At 56.8% G+C, this 18,129-nt stretch carries 19 protein-coding genes; 15 read left to right on the plus strand and 4 right to left on the minus strand.

Features of this window, described 5'->3' with window-relative positions:
* Nucleotides 1-2 precede the first annotated feature (2 nt).
* Nucleotides 3-1,727 (minus strand): alkaline phosphatase, encoded by a 1,725-nt coding sequence (locus tag AAFN83_RS15615; protein ID WP_347770957.1) that lies wholly within the window; start codon nt 1,725-1,727, stop codon nt 3-5.
* Between the two features lie 262 nt (nt 1,728-1,989).
* On the opposite strand from AAFN83_RS15615, the gene asnB reads away from it, so the two are divergent.
* From asnB to AAFN83_RS15640, 5 genes are all read left to right on the plus strand, one after another.
* Nucleotides 1,990-3,888: an asparagine synthase (glutamine-hydrolyzing) gene (asnB, locus tag AAFN83_RS15620; protein WP_347770959.1), complete on the plus strand. Its 1,899-nt coding sequence runs from the start codon at nt 1,990-1,992 to the stop codon at nt 3,886-3,888.
* Complete coding sequence (locus AAFN83_RS15625; RefSeq protein ID WP_347770960.1) at nt 3,860-4,621, plus strand: HAD family hydrolase; 762 nt, start codon at nt 3,860-3,862, stop codon at nt 4,619-4,621. Before asnB ends, AAFN83_RS15625 begins: the two co-directional genes overlap by 29 nt.
* 2 nt (nt 4,622-4,623) lie before the next feature.
* On the plus strand, nt 4,624-5,109 hold the full coding sequence (locus tag AAFN83_RS15630; protein ID WP_347770962.1) for a DUF456 domain-containing protein: 486 nt from the start codon (nt 4,624-4,626) through the stop codon (nt 5,107-5,109).
* Between the two features lie 61 nt (nt 5,110-5,170).
* Nucleotides 5,171-5,908: a ThuA domain-containing protein gene (locus tag AAFN83_RS15635; RefSeq protein ID WP_347770964.1), complete on the plus strand. Its 738-nt coding sequence runs from the start codon at nt 5,171-5,173 to the stop codon at nt 5,906-5,908.
* A gap of 114 nt (nt 5,909-6,022) precedes the next feature.
* Nucleotides 6,023-7,657: a putative polysaccharide biosynthesis protein gene (locus AAFN83_RS15640; protein WP_347770966.1), complete on the plus strand. Its 1,635-nt coding sequence runs from the start codon at nt 6,023-6,025 to the stop codon at nt 7,655-7,657.
* 27 nt (nt 7,658-7,684) lie between these two features.
* On the opposite strand, the gene AAFN83_RS15645 is transcribed toward AAFN83_RS15640, so the two are convergent.
* Nucleotides 7,685-9,217, minus strand: coding sequence for a DUF2515 family protein (locus tag AAFN83_RS15645; protein ID WP_347770968.1), 1,533 nt, complete (start codon nt 9,215-9,217; stop codon nt 7,685-7,687).
* A gap of 158 nt (nt 9,218-9,375) precedes the next feature.
* Here AAFN83_RS15645 and AAFN83_RS15650 point away from each other — a divergent pair, with 158 nt between their 5' ends.
* The 3 genes from AAFN83_RS15650 (at nt 9,376) to AAFN83_RS15660 (ending at nt 11,397) form a co-directional block, all read left to right on the plus strand.
* Nucleotides 9,376-9,732 (plus strand): thioredoxin family protein, encoded by a 357-nt coding sequence (locus tag AAFN83_RS15650; RefSeq protein WP_347770970.1) that lies wholly within the window; start codon nt 9,376-9,378, stop codon nt 9,730-9,732.
* Between the two features lie 76 nt (nt 9,733-9,808).
* Nucleotides 9,809-10,543 carry a Cthe_2314 family HEPN domain-containing protein gene (locus AAFN83_RS15655; RefSeq protein ID WP_347770972.1) on the plus strand — a complete coding sequence of 245 codons (735 nt, stop codon included), beginning with the start codon at nt 9,809-9,811 and terminating at the stop codon, nt 10,541-10,543.
* Between the two features lie 35 nt (nt 10,544-10,578).
* Complete coding sequence (locus AAFN83_RS15660) at nt 10,579-11,397, plus strand: SDR family oxidoreductase (RefSeq protein ID WP_347770974.1); 819 nt, start codon at nt 10,579-10,581, stop codon at nt 11,395-11,397.
* 64 nt (nt 11,398-11,461) lie between these two features.
* Here AAFN83_RS15660 and AAFN83_RS15665 read toward each other — a convergent pair whose 3' ends face one another.
* The gene (locus tag AAFN83_RS15665; RefSeq protein WP_347770976.1) at nt 11,462-11,704 is read right to left on the minus strand and encodes a NifU family protein; all 243 of its coding nucleotides are present in this window, start codon (nt 11,702-11,704) and stop codon (nt 11,462-11,464) included.
* 76 nt (nt 11,705-11,780) lie between these two features.
* Here AAFN83_RS15665 and AAFN83_RS15670 point away from each other — a divergent pair, with 76 nt between their 5' ends.
* The gene (locus AAFN83_RS15670) at nt 11,781-12,035 is read left to right on the plus strand and encodes a YuzB family protein (protein WP_347770978.1); all 255 of its coding nucleotides are present in this window, start codon (nt 11,781-11,783) and stop codon (nt 12,033-12,035) included.
* Nucleotides 12,036-12,280: 245 nt separating this feature from the next.
* A complete protein-coding gene (locus AAFN83_RS15675; protein WP_347770980.1) occupies nt 12,281-14,032 on the plus strand; it encodes a methyl-accepting chemotaxis protein in 1,752 nt (583 codons plus the stop codon).
* A gap of 119 nt (nt 14,033-14,151) precedes the next feature.
* Here the strand turns inward: AAFN83_RS15675 and mqnE are convergent, their stop codons facing one another.
* Entirely contained in the window at nt 14,152-15,252 is a 1,101-nt protein-coding gene (mqnE, locus tag AAFN83_RS15680) for an aminofutalosine synthase MqnE (RefSeq protein WP_347770982.1), read from the minus strand.
* Between the two features lie 244 nt (nt 15,253-15,496).
* Between mqnE and AAFN83_RS15685 the strand changes: the two genes are divergently transcribed.
* From AAFN83_RS15685 to AAFN83_RS15705, 5 genes are all read left to right on the plus strand, one after another.
* Complete coding sequence (locus tag AAFN83_RS15685) at nt 15,497-15,856, plus strand: HesB/IscA family protein (protein ID WP_347770984.1); 360 nt, start codon at nt 15,497-15,499, stop codon at nt 15,854-15,856.
* Nucleotides 15,857-16,045: 189 nt separating this feature from the next.
* Nucleotides 16,046-16,390, plus strand: a complete 345-nt coding sequence (locus AAFN83_RS15690; protein WP_347770986.1) for a PadR family transcriptional regulator — start codon at nt 16,046-16,048, stop codon at nt 16,388-16,390.
* Nucleotides 16,387-17,199: a DUF1129 domain-containing protein gene (locus tag AAFN83_RS15695; protein ID WP_347770988.1), complete on the plus strand. Its 813-nt coding sequence runs from the start codon at nt 16,387-16,389 to the stop codon at nt 17,197-17,199. Before AAFN83_RS15690 ends, AAFN83_RS15695 begins: the two co-directional genes overlap by 4 nt.
* Before the next feature lie 136 nt (nt 17,200-17,335).
* The gene (locus AAFN83_RS15700) at nt 17,336-17,731 is read left to right on the plus strand and encodes a hypothetical protein (protein ID WP_347770990.1); all 396 of its coding nucleotides are present in this window, start codon (nt 17,336-17,338) and stop codon (nt 17,729-17,731) included.
* Between the two features lie 120 nt (nt 17,732-17,851).
* Nucleotides 17,852-18,100: a hypothetical protein gene (locus AAFN83_RS15705; RefSeq protein WP_347770992.1), complete on the plus strand. Its 249-nt coding sequence runs from the start codon at nt 17,852-17,854 to the stop codon at nt 18,098-18,100.
* Nucleotides 18,101-18,129 lie beyond the last annotated feature (29 nt).

Here is an 18,129-nt window from a genome sequence, read left to right on the forward strand (position 1 = left end):
CCTTATTTCACAACGATCCGTTCCGACAGGGCATCCCAGGTGAGGGATTTGCCCGTCAGGTCTTGAAAGGCTTTGAGCGGCAGGTAGACCGTTCCGTTGTCAAAGTCCACCGTGTACGCAGCTGCTTGCCCGTTCTTCTTGGCGGTGAGCCCCGTCTTGTCGATGTCGAGGGTGGTTTTGCCGAAGACGAGCTTGGTTGTGGCGGCTCCGCCTGCCGTGCTTGCGCCGAGCGCCTTGGCGAGTGCGGTGGCCGGATAGAGCACTTCGCCCGCACGGTTGATCTTAAACTTCGGATACAGGTTTTTCTTTTGCAGAGCGGTCGATTGCTTGTCGAGGTCTACGCCGACAATGGCGGCTGCGGCGCGCGCGATCTGGGTGTTGTCGATCTGGCCTTTGACTTGGGAAGCGATCGGTCCGTACGCCCATACCCCGACGTCGACGGCCGAGTGTCCATGACCGGACCAGCCGACCAGCAGGCGTTTGGAGATCACGGCATTATAGGCTCCCTCTTGCTTATAGGACGAGCCGTCCCCCTTGAGGATGGAGGCCACTTCCTCGTCCGTCAAGTCGGCAAAGCCTGTGTTTTCCTTGACGATGGCGCGGATTTCCTCCGGCGTCTTCGCTTCGGCAAGCTTGCTGGCGATGGATTCCGAGGAATGCTTCTGCTTATCCCACAGGTCGATGTTCAATTCATAAATATTGTCCCGGGAGAGGGAGAGCCCGCCGGTTTCATGGTCAGCCGTGACCACGACGGATGTGTTGCCGTCCTTCTTGGCGAATTCGATGGCAGTCTTGAAGGCGGCGTCGAAGTCGAGTACCTCCTGCACCATCGAGGGAAGGTCGTTCGCATGCCCGGCGTGGTCGATTCGCCCGCCTTCGATCATCATCACGAAGCCGTTCTTGTTCTTGGAGAGAATGGAAAGAGCGGAGGAGGTCATGGTGGCGAGGCTGGGGATTTCGGCGTTGCGATCAACGGTGTAGGCGACATGAGAGTTGCCGAACAGCCCGAGCGCCTTCGTGGTGTTGGCCGGGAGAGCCTTCAGCGAGCTGGTGTTCTCTACGATGGAATAGCCCTTTGCCTTGAAATCGGGCAGCAGGCTCTTGTCGGCGCGCTTGCCCTTCTCATCCTTCGTTACGAAGAATTGCTTACCGCCGCCGAACAGCACGTCCACTCCGCTCTCCAGGTATTGGGAGGCGATGGCGGCTTCATTGTCGCGGTTGCGCACGTGAGAGGCATAGACAGCAGGAGTCGCATGGGTAATGCGGGCCGTCGTGACAAGTCCGGTTGCCTTGCCGCTTGCTTCCGCTGCTTCAATGACAGAGGCGAAGGGCTTGGAGACATCTTCGTTCGATACGCTGATGCCTGCGTTGTAGGTTTTGTGACCGGTGGCAAAAGCCGTACCGGCGGACGCGGAATCGGTGACCACTCCGGATACCACGGTGCCGCCGTCTTCGCCGCGGTCCGCGAAGGTTGTCGCTTGTCCCACATAATAAGGATCGAGGGTCAAGTGGGTGACATTCTTTCGGTACTGCTCGTAATAGCGTGCCGCCGAAATCTGTGCCGGTCCCATTCCGTCCCCAATCAGCACGATCAGGTTGCGGGATGCGGGAGAAGCGGCTTTGCTGCTGGCAGCGGGCTGCGAATTTGCAGCGAAAGCGTATGTACCGCTGGTTAGCACGAGGCAGGCGAGGCCTCCAGCCAGCGCCTTTTGACTCCATTTCTTCATACGGGGTTCCCTCCTAATGGATCATCCGAATCTTCTCCAGTTTAAGAGGGGACTATTCGCTTTGTGTAAAAATATGGTTGAGATTATGTAAAGATTTGGGTATCCACCCATGCGACAACGGATGCTGGCGGTTTCGCCAAAAAAATACACCTGCATTTCCACCCTCCGCCCTGCCTGTGGTATACTTATGTATCGTAAAAAAGCAAGCAAATGCCGATCCGTTACAAAAGATGAGACCGGCTGAATTGGAGTGTGGAGATCAATGTGCGGAATTACGGGTATGATGCTGTTCAACGGCCTGGCCCCCTCTAGAGAAACCTTGCAGCGAATGACGGATGTCATCGCGCACCGGGGACCGAACGACAGCGGATTCTTGACCGATAAAGGCGTGGGCCTCGGCTTTCGCCGGCTCTCGATCATCGACATTCGCGAAGGACATCAGCCGCTCAGCAACGAAGATGAATCGGTTTGGATCATCTTCAACGGGGAGATTTACAATTACAAGGAACTGCGCGCGATGTTGATCGATCGCGGCCATGTCTTCCGCACCGCCAGCGACACGGAAACCATCGTTCACCTCTATGAAGAGTTCGGAGAAGACTGCGTTGCCATGCTGCGGGGAATGTTCGGCTTCGCCATCTGGGATCAGAAGAAGCGCAAGCTGCTCGCGGCACGCGACCATTTCGGCATTAAGCCGTTTTACTATCACCATACGTCGGAGAGATTTGTCTTCGGCTCTGAGATCAAGAGCCTTCTGGAAGCGGAGGGCATGGAGCGCTCCGTTCGCCCGGAGAGCCTGTTGAATTATTTGACCTTCCAATACGTGCCGGAACCGGACACGATGTTTGCCGGAATCCAGAAGCTTCGCCCCGGTCATTACCTCACCATGACCGAGGATGGCCGCATGGCGGTAAAGCGATACTATGATCCGATGTTTGCACCGGAGGACCGCCCCTTCGAAGACTACGTCGAAGAGATTCGCGAGCGGCTGAAGAGCTCGGTTGAGCACCATCTGGTGAGTGATGTCGAACGCGGCTGCTTCCTGTCGAGCGGAATCGACTCCACGGCGATGGCCGCTCATATGAGCATGTTCGAGTCGATCCAGACGTTCTCCGTCGGCTTCGAGGGCGCAAACAACGAGACGATCATCGCCGCCGAAACGGCGAAGGCGCTCGGCACTCAGCACTATGCCAAAATCATCACCGAGAAGGATTACTTCGACTGCCTGCCCAAGGCGGCCTGGCATCAGGACGAGCCCGTTGCCGACCCGTCGGCCATCGCCCTCTACCACCTCGCGGAGCTGGCTCGCCAGCACGTGACGGTCGTGCTGTCCGGCGAAGGAGCGGACGAGCTGTTCGGCGGCTATCGCATCTATCGCGAGCCCTTGTCGCTGAAGCCGCTCAGTTGGCTGCCGGGACCGCTTCAGCGCGCGCTGCATCAGCTTGCACAGCTTCTGCCGGGCGGCTTCACCGGCCGCAACTACCTGCTGCGCGCCACGACGCCGCTGGAAGAGCGATTCCTCGGCAACGCGAAGATATTCTCGGAGGACATGAAGGCCTCGGTGCTGGCAAGCCACGCCGACCTGCTCGGAACCTACAAGAACCCGATCCAGATTGCCGGAGATTACTACAGCAAGACCCGCCATCTCGATCCGGTCAGCCGGATGCAATACATCGACATGAACCTGTGGATGCCGGGAGATATTCTGATGAAGGCTGACAAGATGACGATGGCGCACTCCCTGGAGCTGCGCGTCCCCTTCCTTGACAAGGAAGTGTTCGATGTCGCCCGCCGCATCCCGATGAAGTATCGGCTGGCCAACGGGACGACGAAGCACATTTTCCGCAAGGCCATGGAAGGCATCATCCCCGACTTCATCCTGGATCGGCCGAAGCTGGGCTTCCCGGTGCCTATGCGCGATTGGATGAAGGGACCGCGCGGCACGCAGGTGCTGGAGCAGATCGAAGCAGGCGGGATCGGGAACTTTATCCGCTTCTCCGCCGTAGAAGAAATGTTGGCGAAACACCGCAAGGGCGAAGGAGATTATGCTCGTCGCTTGTGGACCATTTATATGTTTGCCCTGTGGCATGAGACTTACCTGCTCCCGGGCAAAGGAACCCAAGGAGGGAATCGTGACACGGTCTACCGAGAAGCGCTATAAGCTGATTGCACTGGACATGGACGGCACCGTACTGAACGAAGACACTCAGATCTCCGAGGAAAACCGCAAGTGGATTCACCGCGCGATCGAGCATGGAGTCACCGTTATGTTCGCCACGGGGCGCGGTCTGCAGAGCGTTCAGCCTTACGTGCAGGAGTTGGGCCTCGTCTCTCCGATGATTGCGTCAAACGGAGGAGAAGTCTGGGAAGCGCCAGGGCTGTTGAAGACCCGCCATACGATGGATCCCGAGTGGATTCGGGAGCTGGTCGAGCTCGCGAGGAAGCACGATACGTGGTTCTGGGGCTATGCCGTAGAGGGGCTGTTCAACAAGGAACGGTGGGTGGAGGACCTCGGCAGCGTGGAATGGCTCAAGTTCGGCTATTACTATGAGGATGCCGAAGTGCTGAAGACCATTCAGGAGGAGCTGCAAACGTCTGGTCGATATGAGCTGACGAATTCTCATCCGTTCAATATTGAAGTAAACCCGTACGGAGTAAGCAAGGAGAGCGGCCTGCGCGAGGTATGTGAGCTGCTCGGAATCACCTTGGCCGATTGCATCGCCATGGGGGACAGCCGGAACGATCTCAAGATGATCCGCGCGGCCGGGCTCGGAGTTGCAATGGGCAATGCACAGGAGGAAATTAAGGCCGCGGCCGACTACATCACGCTTCATCACAACGAAGACGGTGTGGCGCACGTGATTCGCAAATTCCTTTTTGAAGAGAGGGATTGATCATGGCCATTGTCGGCTGGCTTCTCATCATCGCGCTGTTCGTCATCGGGATGATTGGAACGGTTTACCCGATTCTTCCAAGCGTCGTTGCGGTGTATGCGGCGTATTTTGTCTACGGCTGGTTCTTCGGGTTTGAGGAGCTCGGCTTCTGGTTCTGGGCTCTGCAGACGGCGATCTTCCTTGCGATCTTCGTCGGTGATTATGTCATCAGTGCTCTCGGCGTGAAAAAGTTTGGCGGTTCCCGCGCTTCGGTTATCGGGAGCACCTTAGGGCTTATCTTTGGCCCATTCGTGCTTCCCTTCCTCGGCCTCATTCTTGGGCCGTTTCTTGGAGCCGCCCTGGGAGAGCTGATCGCAGGATCGGATTTGAAGAAATCCGTCAAGGTTGGGATCGGGTCGCTGGTCGGCTTCTTTTCCAGCGCGGTGGCGAAGATACTGCTGCAGCTTATCATGATCGTGCTCTTCATTATGTGGATTGTGATTAATTGATTGGCTTAGAAGAAGACGCATCCTGATTAGGGTGCACCATTCCCGCTTTAGAGGTGATTCGGTGATTAACGTAACCGTATGGAATGAGTATTTGCATGAACGCGAGCCCGGCCGTGTGGCCGAGGTTTACCCGAACGGCATTCATCAGGCGATTGCCGAAGGCATTCAGGCGGATGATCTTCGCATCCGCACCGCGACGATGGATCAATTGGAGCATGGGTTGACCGAAGAGGTGCTGAAGGAAACCGATGTCCTCCTATGGTGGGGGCACATGGGCCATGATCAGGTGTCCGATGAAATCGTGAACCGCGTTCACGAGCGCGTGCTGAAGGGCATGGGGCTGATCGTCCTTCACTCGGGGCACTTCTCGAAAATCTTCAAAAAGCTGATGGGGACGTCCTGCGACCTGCGCTGGCGTGAAGTGGGCGAGAAGGAGCGGCTGTGGGTCGTCGATCCCGCTCATCCGATCGTAGAAGGGATCGGGCCGTATTTCGAGCTTCCCCATGAGGAGATGTATGGCGAGCACTTCGACATTCCCGCTCCCGACGAGTTGGTACTCGTCAGCTGGTTCGAAGGCGGCGAGGTGTTCCGCAGCGGCTGCACCTATCACCGCGGCCAAGGCAAGGTCTTCTACTTCCGTCCGGGCCACGAAACCTATCCGACGTATTATGATGAGAACGTGCTGCGCGTCATCGCGAACGCTGTGCGCTGGGCCGCTCCTCGTCATGGCGCGCTGCCGATCTATGGGCATAACCAGCCGTTGGAGGACATTCGCACGCCCAACCCGCTCGAAGCGTAACGCATTGCGCGGACAAGTTGGCTTGAACAGTAGCAATTCCTGCCGCCGGCGATTTCGCCGGCGGCAGATTCAGGTAGGGCGGTGACCATCGCCCGGAGGAAGAAGGTAGCTCGCTTGTCCAAGGATTCATTAGTCAAAGGCACCGTCATTCTGACGCTCGCCGCTTTTGTCGCTCGCTTTCTCGGCTTCGTCCAGCGCATTCCCCTGCAAAACCTGCTCGGGGATACCGGGATGGGAACGTACACGATCTCGTACAACGTCTACTTCATCTTCTTCACGATTGCGACCGCCGGTTTCCCGAGCGCCGTCAGCAAGCTGGTTTCGGAGCGGATGGAGCTCGGCCGGAAGGCGGAGGCAGAGCGCATCTTCCAGGCGGCGATCTGGTTCGCCGTCATATCCGGCGTGCTCATGACGGTCATTCTCTACGCTTACGCGCCCATTCAGGCGGCAGCGAGCAAGGACCCGACGGCAGTCGGGCCCATTCGGGCCATCGCTCCGGCGCTCTTGCTGTTCCCGCTTGCCGCGATTATTCGCGGCTACTTCCAGGGACGGCAGCACATGATGCCGAACGGCATCTCCCAGATCGTGGAGCAGATTCTTCGTGTTCTGACGGCCGTATTCCTCGCTTACTGGTTCATTCATGTCATGGATTGGGGCGTGAACTGGGGCGTTACGGGGGCTTCCTTCGGCGGGGTAGCCGGAACGTTAGGAGCGATTCTCGTCCTTGTGGTTTACCTCGTCCGCTTGCGCAAGAGAGACGAGGAAGAGGGGAACGTGCCGACCGAAAGAGAAGTGCTCGCCGCAAGTCGGATCAAGTATTCGAAGATCTACAAGACGCTTCTTGTGATCGCGGTTCCGATCGTGCTGTATTCTGCGACGGTTCCGATGGTCAATTACATCGATTCGTCCATCGTCAAGCCGCTTCTCATTTCGAGCCTGGGTGACTTGAAGGCGCAGGAAATCCTTGGACAACTCGGGGGCCGGGCACAGTCGCTTGCCGGTCTGCCGATCGTGCTCGCCATTGCGATCAGCCAATCGATTGTGCCGATCATTTCGGCAGCCTTTGCGAAAGGCGACAAGCGGCTCGTCGCTCGTCAAGCGGGGAGGGCCATGCAGCTGTCCGTGCTGAGCGGCCTGCCGTTCGTCATCCTGATTACGGTTGGAGCCAAGCCGATCAACTCGCTCGCCTTCGGCAACGCCAATGGGACGAGCCTGATCGCCTTCCTCACGGTCACTGCGATGTTCCAGATTCTCATGCAGACCTCGGGCGCCATTCTCACCGGAATGGGCGTGATGAAGCCGCTCGTCGGCCATGTCATCATCGGTCTGGCTATCAAGCTGATCGTGAGCTACACGTTTGCTCCGTTCCTCGGCATCTATGGCATCATGGGCGGAACCGCGCTCTGCTTCATCATCATGGCTTGGCTGAACCATCGCAGCATGCGGCAGCGGATGGAGGGCTTCCACATCTTCACGCGCGGGCGCTGGACACGCCTCTATGCGAGCACGGCGATCGTCTCGCTCGCAGGCTATCTCGTCGCCTGGGGCTCCGGCAAGCTCATTACCGGCATTCCGTACCGCATCGACTTCCTGATTCAATCCTGCCTCGTTGGCGGAGTGGTCTGCGGGCTATATCCCATCGCCCTCGGCTTGACCAAGGTCGTGACCCGCGAGGATTTGAAGACATACCCGGCCTCCATTCAGCGACTTATCGGAAAAGTAGGACGGTTAATCGGTTTCAAGCTGTAACGGTCCAATGCTAATGCTTACGCTTGTTTATGCTCGCGGGTTGGCCCATGTTTTTGCCAGGACAGCTGCTTCCTGCGCCTGAATGAGCAGTTGATGCTCCCGGTCCATGATCCAGGAAGCCGGGGGCTTCAGCGCGCTGAAATGCTTGAGCGGGCTCATGTCCCGAAACCAGTCGCCGGGAACGGCAGGCTCGATGGGGCGAGTGGACCAAGCATCGGCGAGCGTGGGACTGTAGAGCTTTGGTGATTCAACAGGAGGCATCTCCCCTTTTGACAAAGGCGGAGATGCCTCTTTGACGTTCGTGAACCGCTGCGGCCAATAGTCAGCGCGAGAGCCTGTATGCGGAGTGCGCTCTGCGAAACGGCGGCAGCCGGCCTGGACAGCGGGCACCCCGAAGAGAAGGGCATACAGCTTGCGGCCAAAGCGGATGCGCTCGTCTACGTCGGGGAAGTCTTCCAGGGTGAGTCCGGCCAGATGGAGTCGATCTCCTCCTTCCTCCAGGAAGGGGAAGAGCACCTGGTTCGTATGAAGGAGTGCTCCCAGGTGAAAGAAGCCGTCATCCAGCACTTCTTTTTCAAAGAAAGGATTCTCTACTACGCGTCCTTGAATATACTGCTGCTCGTTGATGATGAGCCCGATGGCGAGAGGCACCGGGTCGCCTGTCACGGCAAAGTCCTCCCAAAGGGGAGGCATGAAGGAAGAGACGGGAAGCTGCCGGAGCAGCGCGTGAAGCGGGCGGCCTCTCCGCTTTCCCTCCTGGTAGAGGAGGAGCTGCGGGTAGGCATCCTGAAAGATGAGGGCATTCGCTCGCTCCAGCATCTGGAACATGGCTTCGGTCAGCCGGGCATTTATCAGCCGGGAGACGAGAGAGCCCTTCAGATCCGTCATGTTCCACCCGGCATTGCGGGAGACGAGATGCGCGAGAAAGGCCCAGTGCAGCTCGGGGTGGCGCAGGTAGAGCCGATAATAGGCGTAGGTTCGGGTGACGTTGGAGCGGTTCATCCGTCTCGTCTCCTCGACTACCCAGCGGAGAATCGAGGCATCGGCTTCAGCCGGAGAACCGGCAGGAAGGGGCCCTAGGCTAGCCCGGATCGGGAAAAGACTTCTGTCGCGGCTGGAAGATGACAGATCAAGGGTCTTCTCGATGGAAGAGACGGCTCCACCTTCATGTACGGTGCCGCCTTCCCATACGGCTTCACCTTGACTCGCTCCTTGGACTTCCCCAGCAGGCAGAACGCCTTCTGCCAGCTCCGCAGCAGCTTCCACGGCATATCGGTTTGGGTCCAGCGCCTGCGCCCGCTCCAATCGGTCTGCCCGCTCTCGCATTTCCAATCGAAGGGCTTGGGTCGTTTGCAGCACCGCCCGCAGCTTGTCTCTTACTCGCTCCGCTGCCGAAGGGGTGAGGGACAGGAGGGGCACTCGCGTATTCTTTTGCTTATCCGAAAGGGGCTTCTTGGCGGATGGAGCGGGTGAAGAGGCGGCCGCGTGGGAGTGAGGGCGAAAGAAAGGCATTTTCCGCCAAATGGATAGGGAAGCCGCAAGTCTGCGCAAAACGTTCATGGAATCGGGTCGCTCCTTCATCATTGGCTCAGGGAAAGGTCTTCCGGTTATTTTTCCCATTCGCGTGTTGAAATAGTCGCTCGATTTGACAAAGGCGGGCACAGAAGTGCAAGATCATAGGTACATTCGCATAGTTGAAGAGAGCAGGAGGAATTCACATGCAAACCATCCATCAAGAAGCGGAGTTCCACGCGCAAATTGCAAACGAAAAGCCGACGGTTGCCGTCTTTAAGGCCGTATGGTGCGGCGACTGCCATTTTATTGATCCGTTCATGCCTGAGGTGGAGGAGAAGTACGGGGATCGGATTACGTTCGTTCATGTCGACCGCGATGAGCTTCCCGACCTGTGCAGCGAGCTGAACATCCTGGGCATTCCCAGCTTCATTACTTTTGCGCGGGGGCAAGAGCTTACCCGCTTCGTGAGCAAGCTCCGCAAATCGCGGGCAGAGATCGAGGAGTTTCTGGATAAGAGCCTTCAGGTGGCAGAACTCTATTTGGCCGCGGGCAAGGAGTAAGCGGGAGGCCTTTCGGAATACCTTTGCGTTCGGGGAGGAACAATGAGCGTCAGGTCGCATTGTGAGGAGGATGGGCATGCTGCGCTTTCTATTCGGGGAAAAGCACAGGCTGGATACCGGGGAGCTGGCGGAAGCCAATCGGTGGCTGAAGGCCTACATTAAGGAAACGGCGCCGCTCGCTCATGGCCGAAAGCCTACGCCGGAGGAACGCAAGGCGCTGAAGCGGACGGTCATGGCCAAAGGACTGATCCGCTCGCTGGATGAGCTGGAGCAGAGCCTCTATGCGGCTCGGCGGTTCGGCGATCTCGTGACGAGCCGGTACATGGAGGAGATGGACGAGGCGGAGGAGGACGATTACCATCGCTGCGTTTACTTTCATAAAAATGCACTAATTCGGGTCTTCTCGGTGCTCGACAAGCTGGGGGAGTTCCTGAACGAACAGTTCTCCCTGCGTACCGAAGCTCTCAAAGAGAACTATTCTTATTTTACCGTGCTGCGTCGAATGAGAGACAGCAAGACCGCGTCGAACCTGGAGCAGCTTCTGTTTGAACGCAAGCAACGGTACCAAGAGCCCCTCCTCCGACTGAAAAAGGCGCGCAATCTGGAAATCCATGCGATCAACGAGGAGTTGACCGATGACCTTCTCCTGATGCCCGGAACGAAACATACACCCATTGAGCCTCTCGGAGAAAAGATCCGGGACGTGGAAGTCGGATACCAGGCAGCATGCGGAGCGGTACTTGAGGTGTTTCGCTATTTGGGCAAGGGACAGGAGAAAGCGGAGAAGCGAGAGGCTCGCTATACCCGATAAAAGACAATTATTCGGCAGATGGGAGGGGAGAGCCCATGAGCGTGCAGAGAGTTGCGTTGATTACGGGAAGCGCCCGAGGGCTCGGCAAGCGCACGGCTCTTACACTCGCTGCGAGCGGCTATGCAATCGGGATCAATTATCGCCATAGTGCAGGGGAAGCCGAGCTTCTGCGGCGAGAGATTGAAGAGACGTACGGCGTCCCTTGTTCCTGCGTGCAGGCGGACATTAGCCGCCCCAGTGATGTGTCGAGACTGGTGGAGGAAACGGTCGGGAAGCTGGGGACGATCGGTGTTCTCATCAACAACGCCGGCCCCTACATCCATGAGCGGCGTCTGTTCGCCGAGTACAAGCCGGAGGAAATCCGCTACTTGATTGCGGGGAACCTGGGTAGCGTCATGGAGCTCGACGCGCTCGTGCTTCCGGGAATGCGGGAGAAGGGCTGGGGGCGCATCATTCACTTCGGCTTCGGTCGCGCAGCGGAAGCTCCTGCCTGGGTGCACCGGGCCGTCTATGCTGCCGCCAAGGTGGGGCTGGTCTCGTTCACCAAGACGCTTGCGGTAGAAGAGGCACAGCACGGCATCACCGTGAACATGGTTTGCCCGGGTGATATCAAGGGGGATTACAAGGAGAAGCGGATTCGAGAGGTGGAGCTCATCACCGACGAGCGGTCGCCGCGCGGCAGGCCAGGCTCCGGAGAGGATGTCGCACGCGTGATCTCCTTCCTGTGCCAGGAGGAGTCCGATTTTATTACCGGCAACGTGGTCGACGTCTCCGGGGGGCTGGACCCCATCCGCGCCCGAAATGGAGGAGGGCCGCCTCTTCCCGAGGAGAGAAGCTCCTCCACCGATGCTTAATAAAAAAAAGGGCCGAGCTTGCTGAATGGATCTCCATTCAGGCAAGCCGGCCCTTTTGAAAGCTTTAGAATACTTGGACAACCTCTTCGATGCCTTCTACTTCCTCCACGAGGGCGCGTTCGATGCCGGCCTTCAGCGTGATGGTAGAGCTGGGGCAGCTTCCGCATGCGCCTTGCAGACGCAGCTTGACAATGCCGTCTTCTACATCGACGAGTTCCACATCGCCGCCGTCGCGTTGCAGGAACGGACGCAGCTTATCGAGAACCTCTTGAACCTCATCGTACTTGGTTTGGGTAGATTCGCTCACTAGGATCAACTCCTTTCCTTCGTTTCTTTATTATATTACAATGAGGGTAAAAAATAAAATCATCCGGGGGATGCACATGCGACCGATCATCGAATTCTGCTCCAGCAACATGCATCATGGCACGGATCGTGTGATGGAGACGCTGGAAGCGAATCCCGATTATGATGTCATCGAATACGGCTGCCTTGGCAATTGCGGCGAATGCGCCTACCAGCCCTTCGCCATGCTGAACGGGGATGTGGTGCTGGCCGAAAGCGCCGAGGAGCTGCTGGAGGAACTGGTTAGGCGAATCCGCATTACAGAAGAGCTCGACAAGCTTCTCGGCGGCTAAGCCTGGACTCGCTTGTCTTGAATAATTGAATTATTCTCCAATAGGAAATTCCAACCGCCCTTTTCTCTGTATTTGCAGAGGGGGCGGTTGTTTTTTTGTTTGACTGGGCCGTGAGAAGGAGCCTCCGGGAAGGAATGATTCCAAAGTAGTAAAAAAACGATCGAATCGTGTCGATATCAAGGATAAGGCAGAATGAAAATTTGCAGAGAAGGGTTGGCAGAAACAGCATGAAGAAAGACAAAAAAATGAACGACCTAAACCAAACAGTAAAGGGGAGAATTAATGGGATTCAAGGAATTCGGCTGAACATCCAAGGAAAGCTGCTGGCGGCCTTTGCGGGCGTGCTGGTGCTGCTGATTGTGGTTAGCGCCGTGGCATCGGTTAATCTCAGCGGACTCAAAGGGCAAGCAAAAGATGTGAATGACAAATGGCTGCCCACTGTCGTGCTGCTTGGCACGATGAATGGAGATGTGTCCGATGTAGAGCGCTTGGTTCTGAATATAATCGTCGAAGAGAGAGCGGATGAGCTGACGAAGCTTAAGGCCGCGTATACGGATCTATTGGTGAAGATCGAAGGCGAGCGAAGAGATCTTCAGAAGCTTCTTCAGACGGATGAAGAGAAGCAGCTGTATGAGCAATTTTCTGCCGAATATGATGCTTACCTGAAGGTGCTGCCGGAGCTGCTCGAAGCAGCCGAGAACAACGAAATGACGCGGGGGCAGGAACTTCATCGCAATATCTACAGCGCCTGGTACGCGGCGAATGACACGATCATGAAGCTGATCAACCTCGATAACCAGACTGCCGCTGGAATGACGGACGAAGCCGTCGATAAAGCGAACATTGCATTGAAGGTGGTCATGATCACGAGCCTGGTGGCCATTCTCTTGGCGATCCTGGTTGCATTTGTGCTGGCTCGACTGATCGCCGTTCCTTTGCGTCGGGTGCAAAAAGCGGCCCAATGGATCGCGGATGGCGATTTGAGCAAGGAAGCGGTTCAAGTGCGGAACCGCGATGAAATTGGCGAATTGGCCAAAACCTTCAATGAGATGGCGGATAATCTGCGGGTTCTGCTCAAATCGGTGGCTGCTTCCTCCGAGATGGTCGCCGCTTCGTCAGAAGAGCTGACGGCCAGTGCCGAACAAACGACCCAGGCAACAAGTCAGATTGCGGAATCGGTTCAAGAAACGTCCATCGGAACGTCGCGTCAAGCGAAGATTGCCGAAACCTCCGTTCATGCCATGGAGGAAATGGCCGCCGGGGCCGATGAAATCGCGGTGCGTGCTCAAAGTGTAGCGATCGCGGCAGCAGACGCCTCCCGGAAGTCGGAGAGCGGGAATGAAGCCATTCAGCAAGCGATCACGCAGATGGATGCCATCCGGGAATCGGTCACCTCTCTCGGAGGCGTGATCAAGGAGCTCGGCGTAAGGTCCGAGGCGATCAGTGCCATTACCGGAGAAATCTCTGCCATCTCGTCACAAACCAACCTGCTGGCCTTGAACGCTTCGATCGAGGCGGCACGGGCCGGAGAGATGGGCCGCGGCTTTGCGGTAGTAGCAGGCGAAGTGCGCAAGCTGGCCGAGCAGTCGACGGAATCTGCAAAACGGATATCCGATCTGATCTCCTTGATCCAGGAGGATGCCATCAACGCGATTGAAGCGGCAGAGCAGAATCGCCTTGAGGTGCAACAAGGAATTAACCTGGTGGCCCTTGCGGGCGAGTCGTTCAGCACGATCAAAGCCTCCGTCAGCCAGGTTGCCGGTGACATCGAAGAAGTCTCAGCCGGTGCACAAGAGATGTCGGCCAGCACGAATGAAGTGGTCTATGACGTCAAGGAGAGTGCCGTCATTGCGGAGCAATCCTCCAGCGCGATGACGCAGGTTTCCGCCGCTACGCAGGAGCAGCTTGCCTCTATGGAGGAGATTGCGAGCTCGTCCGCCGCGCTGTCCAAGGCAGCAGAGGAACTGCAGCAGTACGTGAACCGGTTTAAGCTGTAACCAAGGGATCAAAACAGCCGCTGCTTCTCTAAGCAAAACAACCGTTGCTTAGCTAAACAAAAGGACCGCCTTTCCGCAGGCTTGCGGGATAGGCGGTCCTTTTTGATCCAAGCTGAGACTCAGAAGGTGTTCACTTCGCCATAGAAGGTATCCCGTTCGACCGGAATCCGGTCAGCGGACCGAATGAGATGAACGAGCTCTTCCTTCGTCAGGCCTTCCGGTGAAAGGGCGCCGGCGGAGTGACTGATTCGCTCCTGGACGATAGTTCCATGCACGTCAGATGCGCCGAAATGCAAGGCGATCTGGGTGATTTGCGTACCGAGGTTGATGAAGTACGCCTTGATGTGCGGAATATTATCGCACATGAGGCGGCTTACGGCGATGGTCCGCAGGTCGTCATAAGAGGAGACGCGGCGCTTAAGCCCCATCGTCTTCTTCGCAGGCTGTACGGCGTTCGGGATGAACACGAGGAAGCCGTTCGTCTCGTCCTGAAGCTCGCGCAGGAGCATCATGTGGGTCAGCCGCTCCTCCAGCGTCTCGATGGAGCCGTAGAGCATGGTGGCATGGGTTTTCATCCCCATTTGGTGAGCGGTGCGTTGCACCTCCAGCCACTGGTCGGTGGTGGCCTTGCCGACTCCCATCTTCTGCCGATAGCGTTCGGAGAGAATCTCAGCTCCGCCGCCTGTGAGTGTTCCAAGCCCCGCATCAAGCAAGGTTTGCAAAACTTCGCGGTAGCTCAGCCCCGACAGGCGCGAGAAGAACTCGATCTCGGCAGCGGTGTGGGCTTTGATCGTGACGTGAGGGTAGCGCTGCTTCAAGGCGCGAACATACCCGACGTAATAGTCAAACGAAACATGCGGGTTATGCCCGCCGGTGATGTGGAATTCCCGCGTATCCGGCTGAATGTGTTGGTCGATATACGCGAACATTTCCTCCGGGCTCACGGTATAAGCCCCTTCTTCTCCTTCATCGCGGCGATAATGGCAGAAGGCACAGTGGGCTTCACAGACGTTGGTGAAATACAGACTCATGTTCTCAATGAAATAAACCTTCTTGCCGTTCTTGCGCAGGTTGACCTTGTTGGCCAGCATGCCCAGCATAGCCAGGTCATCGGATTGATACAGGAACAGGCCGTCCTCCAGCGTGAGGCGTTCGCCGTGCTCCACCTTCTCGGCAATGGCCGCCATTTGCGTGGCGGGAGTAGGAATGATGATGCTCATGGTCACTCTCCTTGCATCCGGCTTGGGTTCGGCCGCTTTTCTAGAATCATTATAAACTTCTTGAGGAAGAGGGACAAATTAAAATCGGTGCCAGCTGTGGAAAAACGGGGGACGCTTCTTTCCATGATGAAACTTACTGCGGTTCCAGGCCCCGTAGAACCCTTCTTTCCTCCTTGAGCCCTCCGACGAATCCGGGTATACTTGAAGGAGTGAGAATTCTTATCACCGACGAGGAGGAGATCCCATGATCGATATATCGGCTACGGCCATCGAGAAAGTCAAGGAAATGCTTGAGGAGCAAGGGAACCCGAAGCTGTTCCTGCGACTGGGTGTTCAGGAAGGCGGATGCAGCGGCTTTACGTACCAGATGGGACTGGATGACGAGCGCGGCGAAGGAGATCACGAGCTGAGCTATGACGGCTTGCCAGTCATTGTCGCGGAAGCCGATCTGCGGATTTTGGACGGACTCCAGGTCGACTACCAGGATTCCGGGATGTCGGGCGGGTTCACCATCGACAATCCGAACGCCGTCGCCACCTGCGGCTGCGGCTCCAGCTTCCGCACCCGCTCCGATGCAGGCAAGGCGGAGAAGTGTGACGATTGATTCGTCGAGACTCCCTTTTTTGACAAGACGCCACTTCAGCGGATTCTTCCGCTCGAGTCGGCGTTTTTTGTTATGCACTCAAAGCAGGAAATCCCACTAACATGCTTTACAAGGTAGTAAAGCCGTGCTACACTGATCTCAGCAAGTACTTTGCAATGCAAGATAGTAAAGCAGCAAGGAGGCACGCGAATGGAAGAGGAATCCAAGCGATCCTCCCAGATGCTGAAGGGCATTCTGGAGGGCTGCATCCTCATCATCATCGGCCGGGAGCCTGTCTACGGCTATGAGATGAATGAGAAGCTGCAGCGGTACGGCTTCTCGACCGTCTCCGAAGGGACAATTTATCCGCTTCTGCTGAAGCTTCAAACCAAGAAGCTCATTATGGGAGAGCTGATGCCCTCGCCGGGCGGACCGATGCGCAAGTATTTCAAGCTGACAGAGGCCGGCGTGAGCGAGCGCGATGCTTTTATCGAGCAGTGGACCCGCTTGCACACCAGCGTCAGTCAATTGGTGAAAGGGGACGAACAACCATGAACGCGAAGCAGATAATCGAGCAGAATCGAAAACTGCAAAAAGAATTGAATGAAGAGAACGGGAAGTACTATACGGATCTCGTGGCATATACCCGCTTGAAAGGAAGCCTTCTCTACAAGGAGCAGCAGGTTGAGGAAATCCTGCTCGTCATCCTGCAGGACCTTCTGGATGCTCAGCGGGCGGGAATTGGCGCTTCCGACTATTTCGGCAAACATCCAAAGCAAGTGGCCGACGCGATGATGCGGGAGCTTCCGACCGCCCCCTTCCTGCAGCAGATTCGCTATGTGCTCTATGTCTTCGGGATCTATGCGTTGTTTACGATCCTTCCCGGTCTTGTCTTTCCGGACGAAAGCTTTGACATCGGAGCGCTTCTCGTCAGCTTCCTGATCACGATCCTGTTTGTCAAAATGATCGTTGTGGAAATTCGTCAGTCCATTTACCGCGAGACGGGGCGCAAGGGGAAGTTCGTCATGATTGGCTGTGCCTGTCTTGGCCTTGCTTCCATCGTTGTCGCAAAGATCCTCCTCCCTGCCCTTTGGCCTGTGAAGCTGGAAGGAGCTCTCGGCATCGGCGTTGTGGCGGTCCTGTTGGCGCTGGCGACTTGGTTTACGCTGAGAAAAGGGAACGAGTTCTTCCGCCCCTTCCTGATCGTGGCTTATGCCTCGGGTGTGCTTGCAATTGTCTCTCGAATCCCGAAATATGCTGCCTTTTGGAAAAGTACGGGCGGCCTGCTCGTGATCGTCGTCTGGCTGGCTGGGAGTTTGATCTGGTTCTTCTATCGCAGCTACCGGCAAATAAATAGGGAGTAAAGGGAGAGCCTTCAATCGAAAAGCCCCTCTTTCCGGCAAACTGGCAGATTCCAGCTGTTCCCTCTGCCCAACGAGAGCACCCAGCCGCTATAATAGAGCCATTACTCTCGTTTTTGAAGTCACGGAGGCCTTCATCATGATCGAACCAATCCTTCCTTCTCGAACAAGAGCGGCCGTTGCTTCTCTTGCTCAAGAAGGAATTGTTTTTGCCGGCTGCTATTATTCCTGTTCACTCGCCATTCGCGCAGGGTGGTTTGTTCCTAGGCGGGAAGGGGAGCTTGTGGACGGAAAGCTTGCAGTCACCTATAAGGAAGGCTGCTATCCGCCGGAGGAATTGGAGCTGGTGAGTGCGGAAGGGTTAAACGGCGAACCCGTCATTGCGCGGAGGCTTCTGCACGCCTCCATGGAGGAGAGCGACCGACTCGCTTACCAGGAGCAATTCCAAGCGCTGCTTGCAGCGTGGAAGCTCAAGCGGCCCCGAAGAAGGCGGAGAGCGGCAGCGCACGGGACGGCACTCCTTCGGCCGGAATGAGGCGGCCGTTCTCCTTCGGGCTCAGGGCAGGTTGCGAGCCCGCGCGGCAGGACTGGCTTTTGCCTTCGGGCATGGGTATACTTTTCCTTATGGATATCATCATGGAAAAGGAGAATCCCTGTGCGCGAATTGTCTGACAAGCTGTTCCTGATCTCGCTGTTCCTCCTGCTCGTAACCTTTCTGTATGCAGGCTTTGGGCCGACGCATGCGATCAAAGGAGACGCGGAGGACCAGGAGGAGGAGCCGAAGACCCGCTTGCAGCGGAAAATTGAAAAACAGGATCAGCGGCTTGCCGCTGTGTGGAAGATGAAGCTGCTCTGGATTTCGGTCGGCGGCATCCTTCTCTCCGTTCTTCTCAGCTACCTCTGAAACAGAAGCCGCCGAAGCAAGCAAAGGCT

The sequence above is a fragment of the Gorillibacterium sp. CAU 1737 genome (assembly GCF_039888655.1).
Classification (GTDB): Bacteria; Bacillota; Bacilli; order Paenibacillales; family NBRC-103111; genus Gorillibacterium.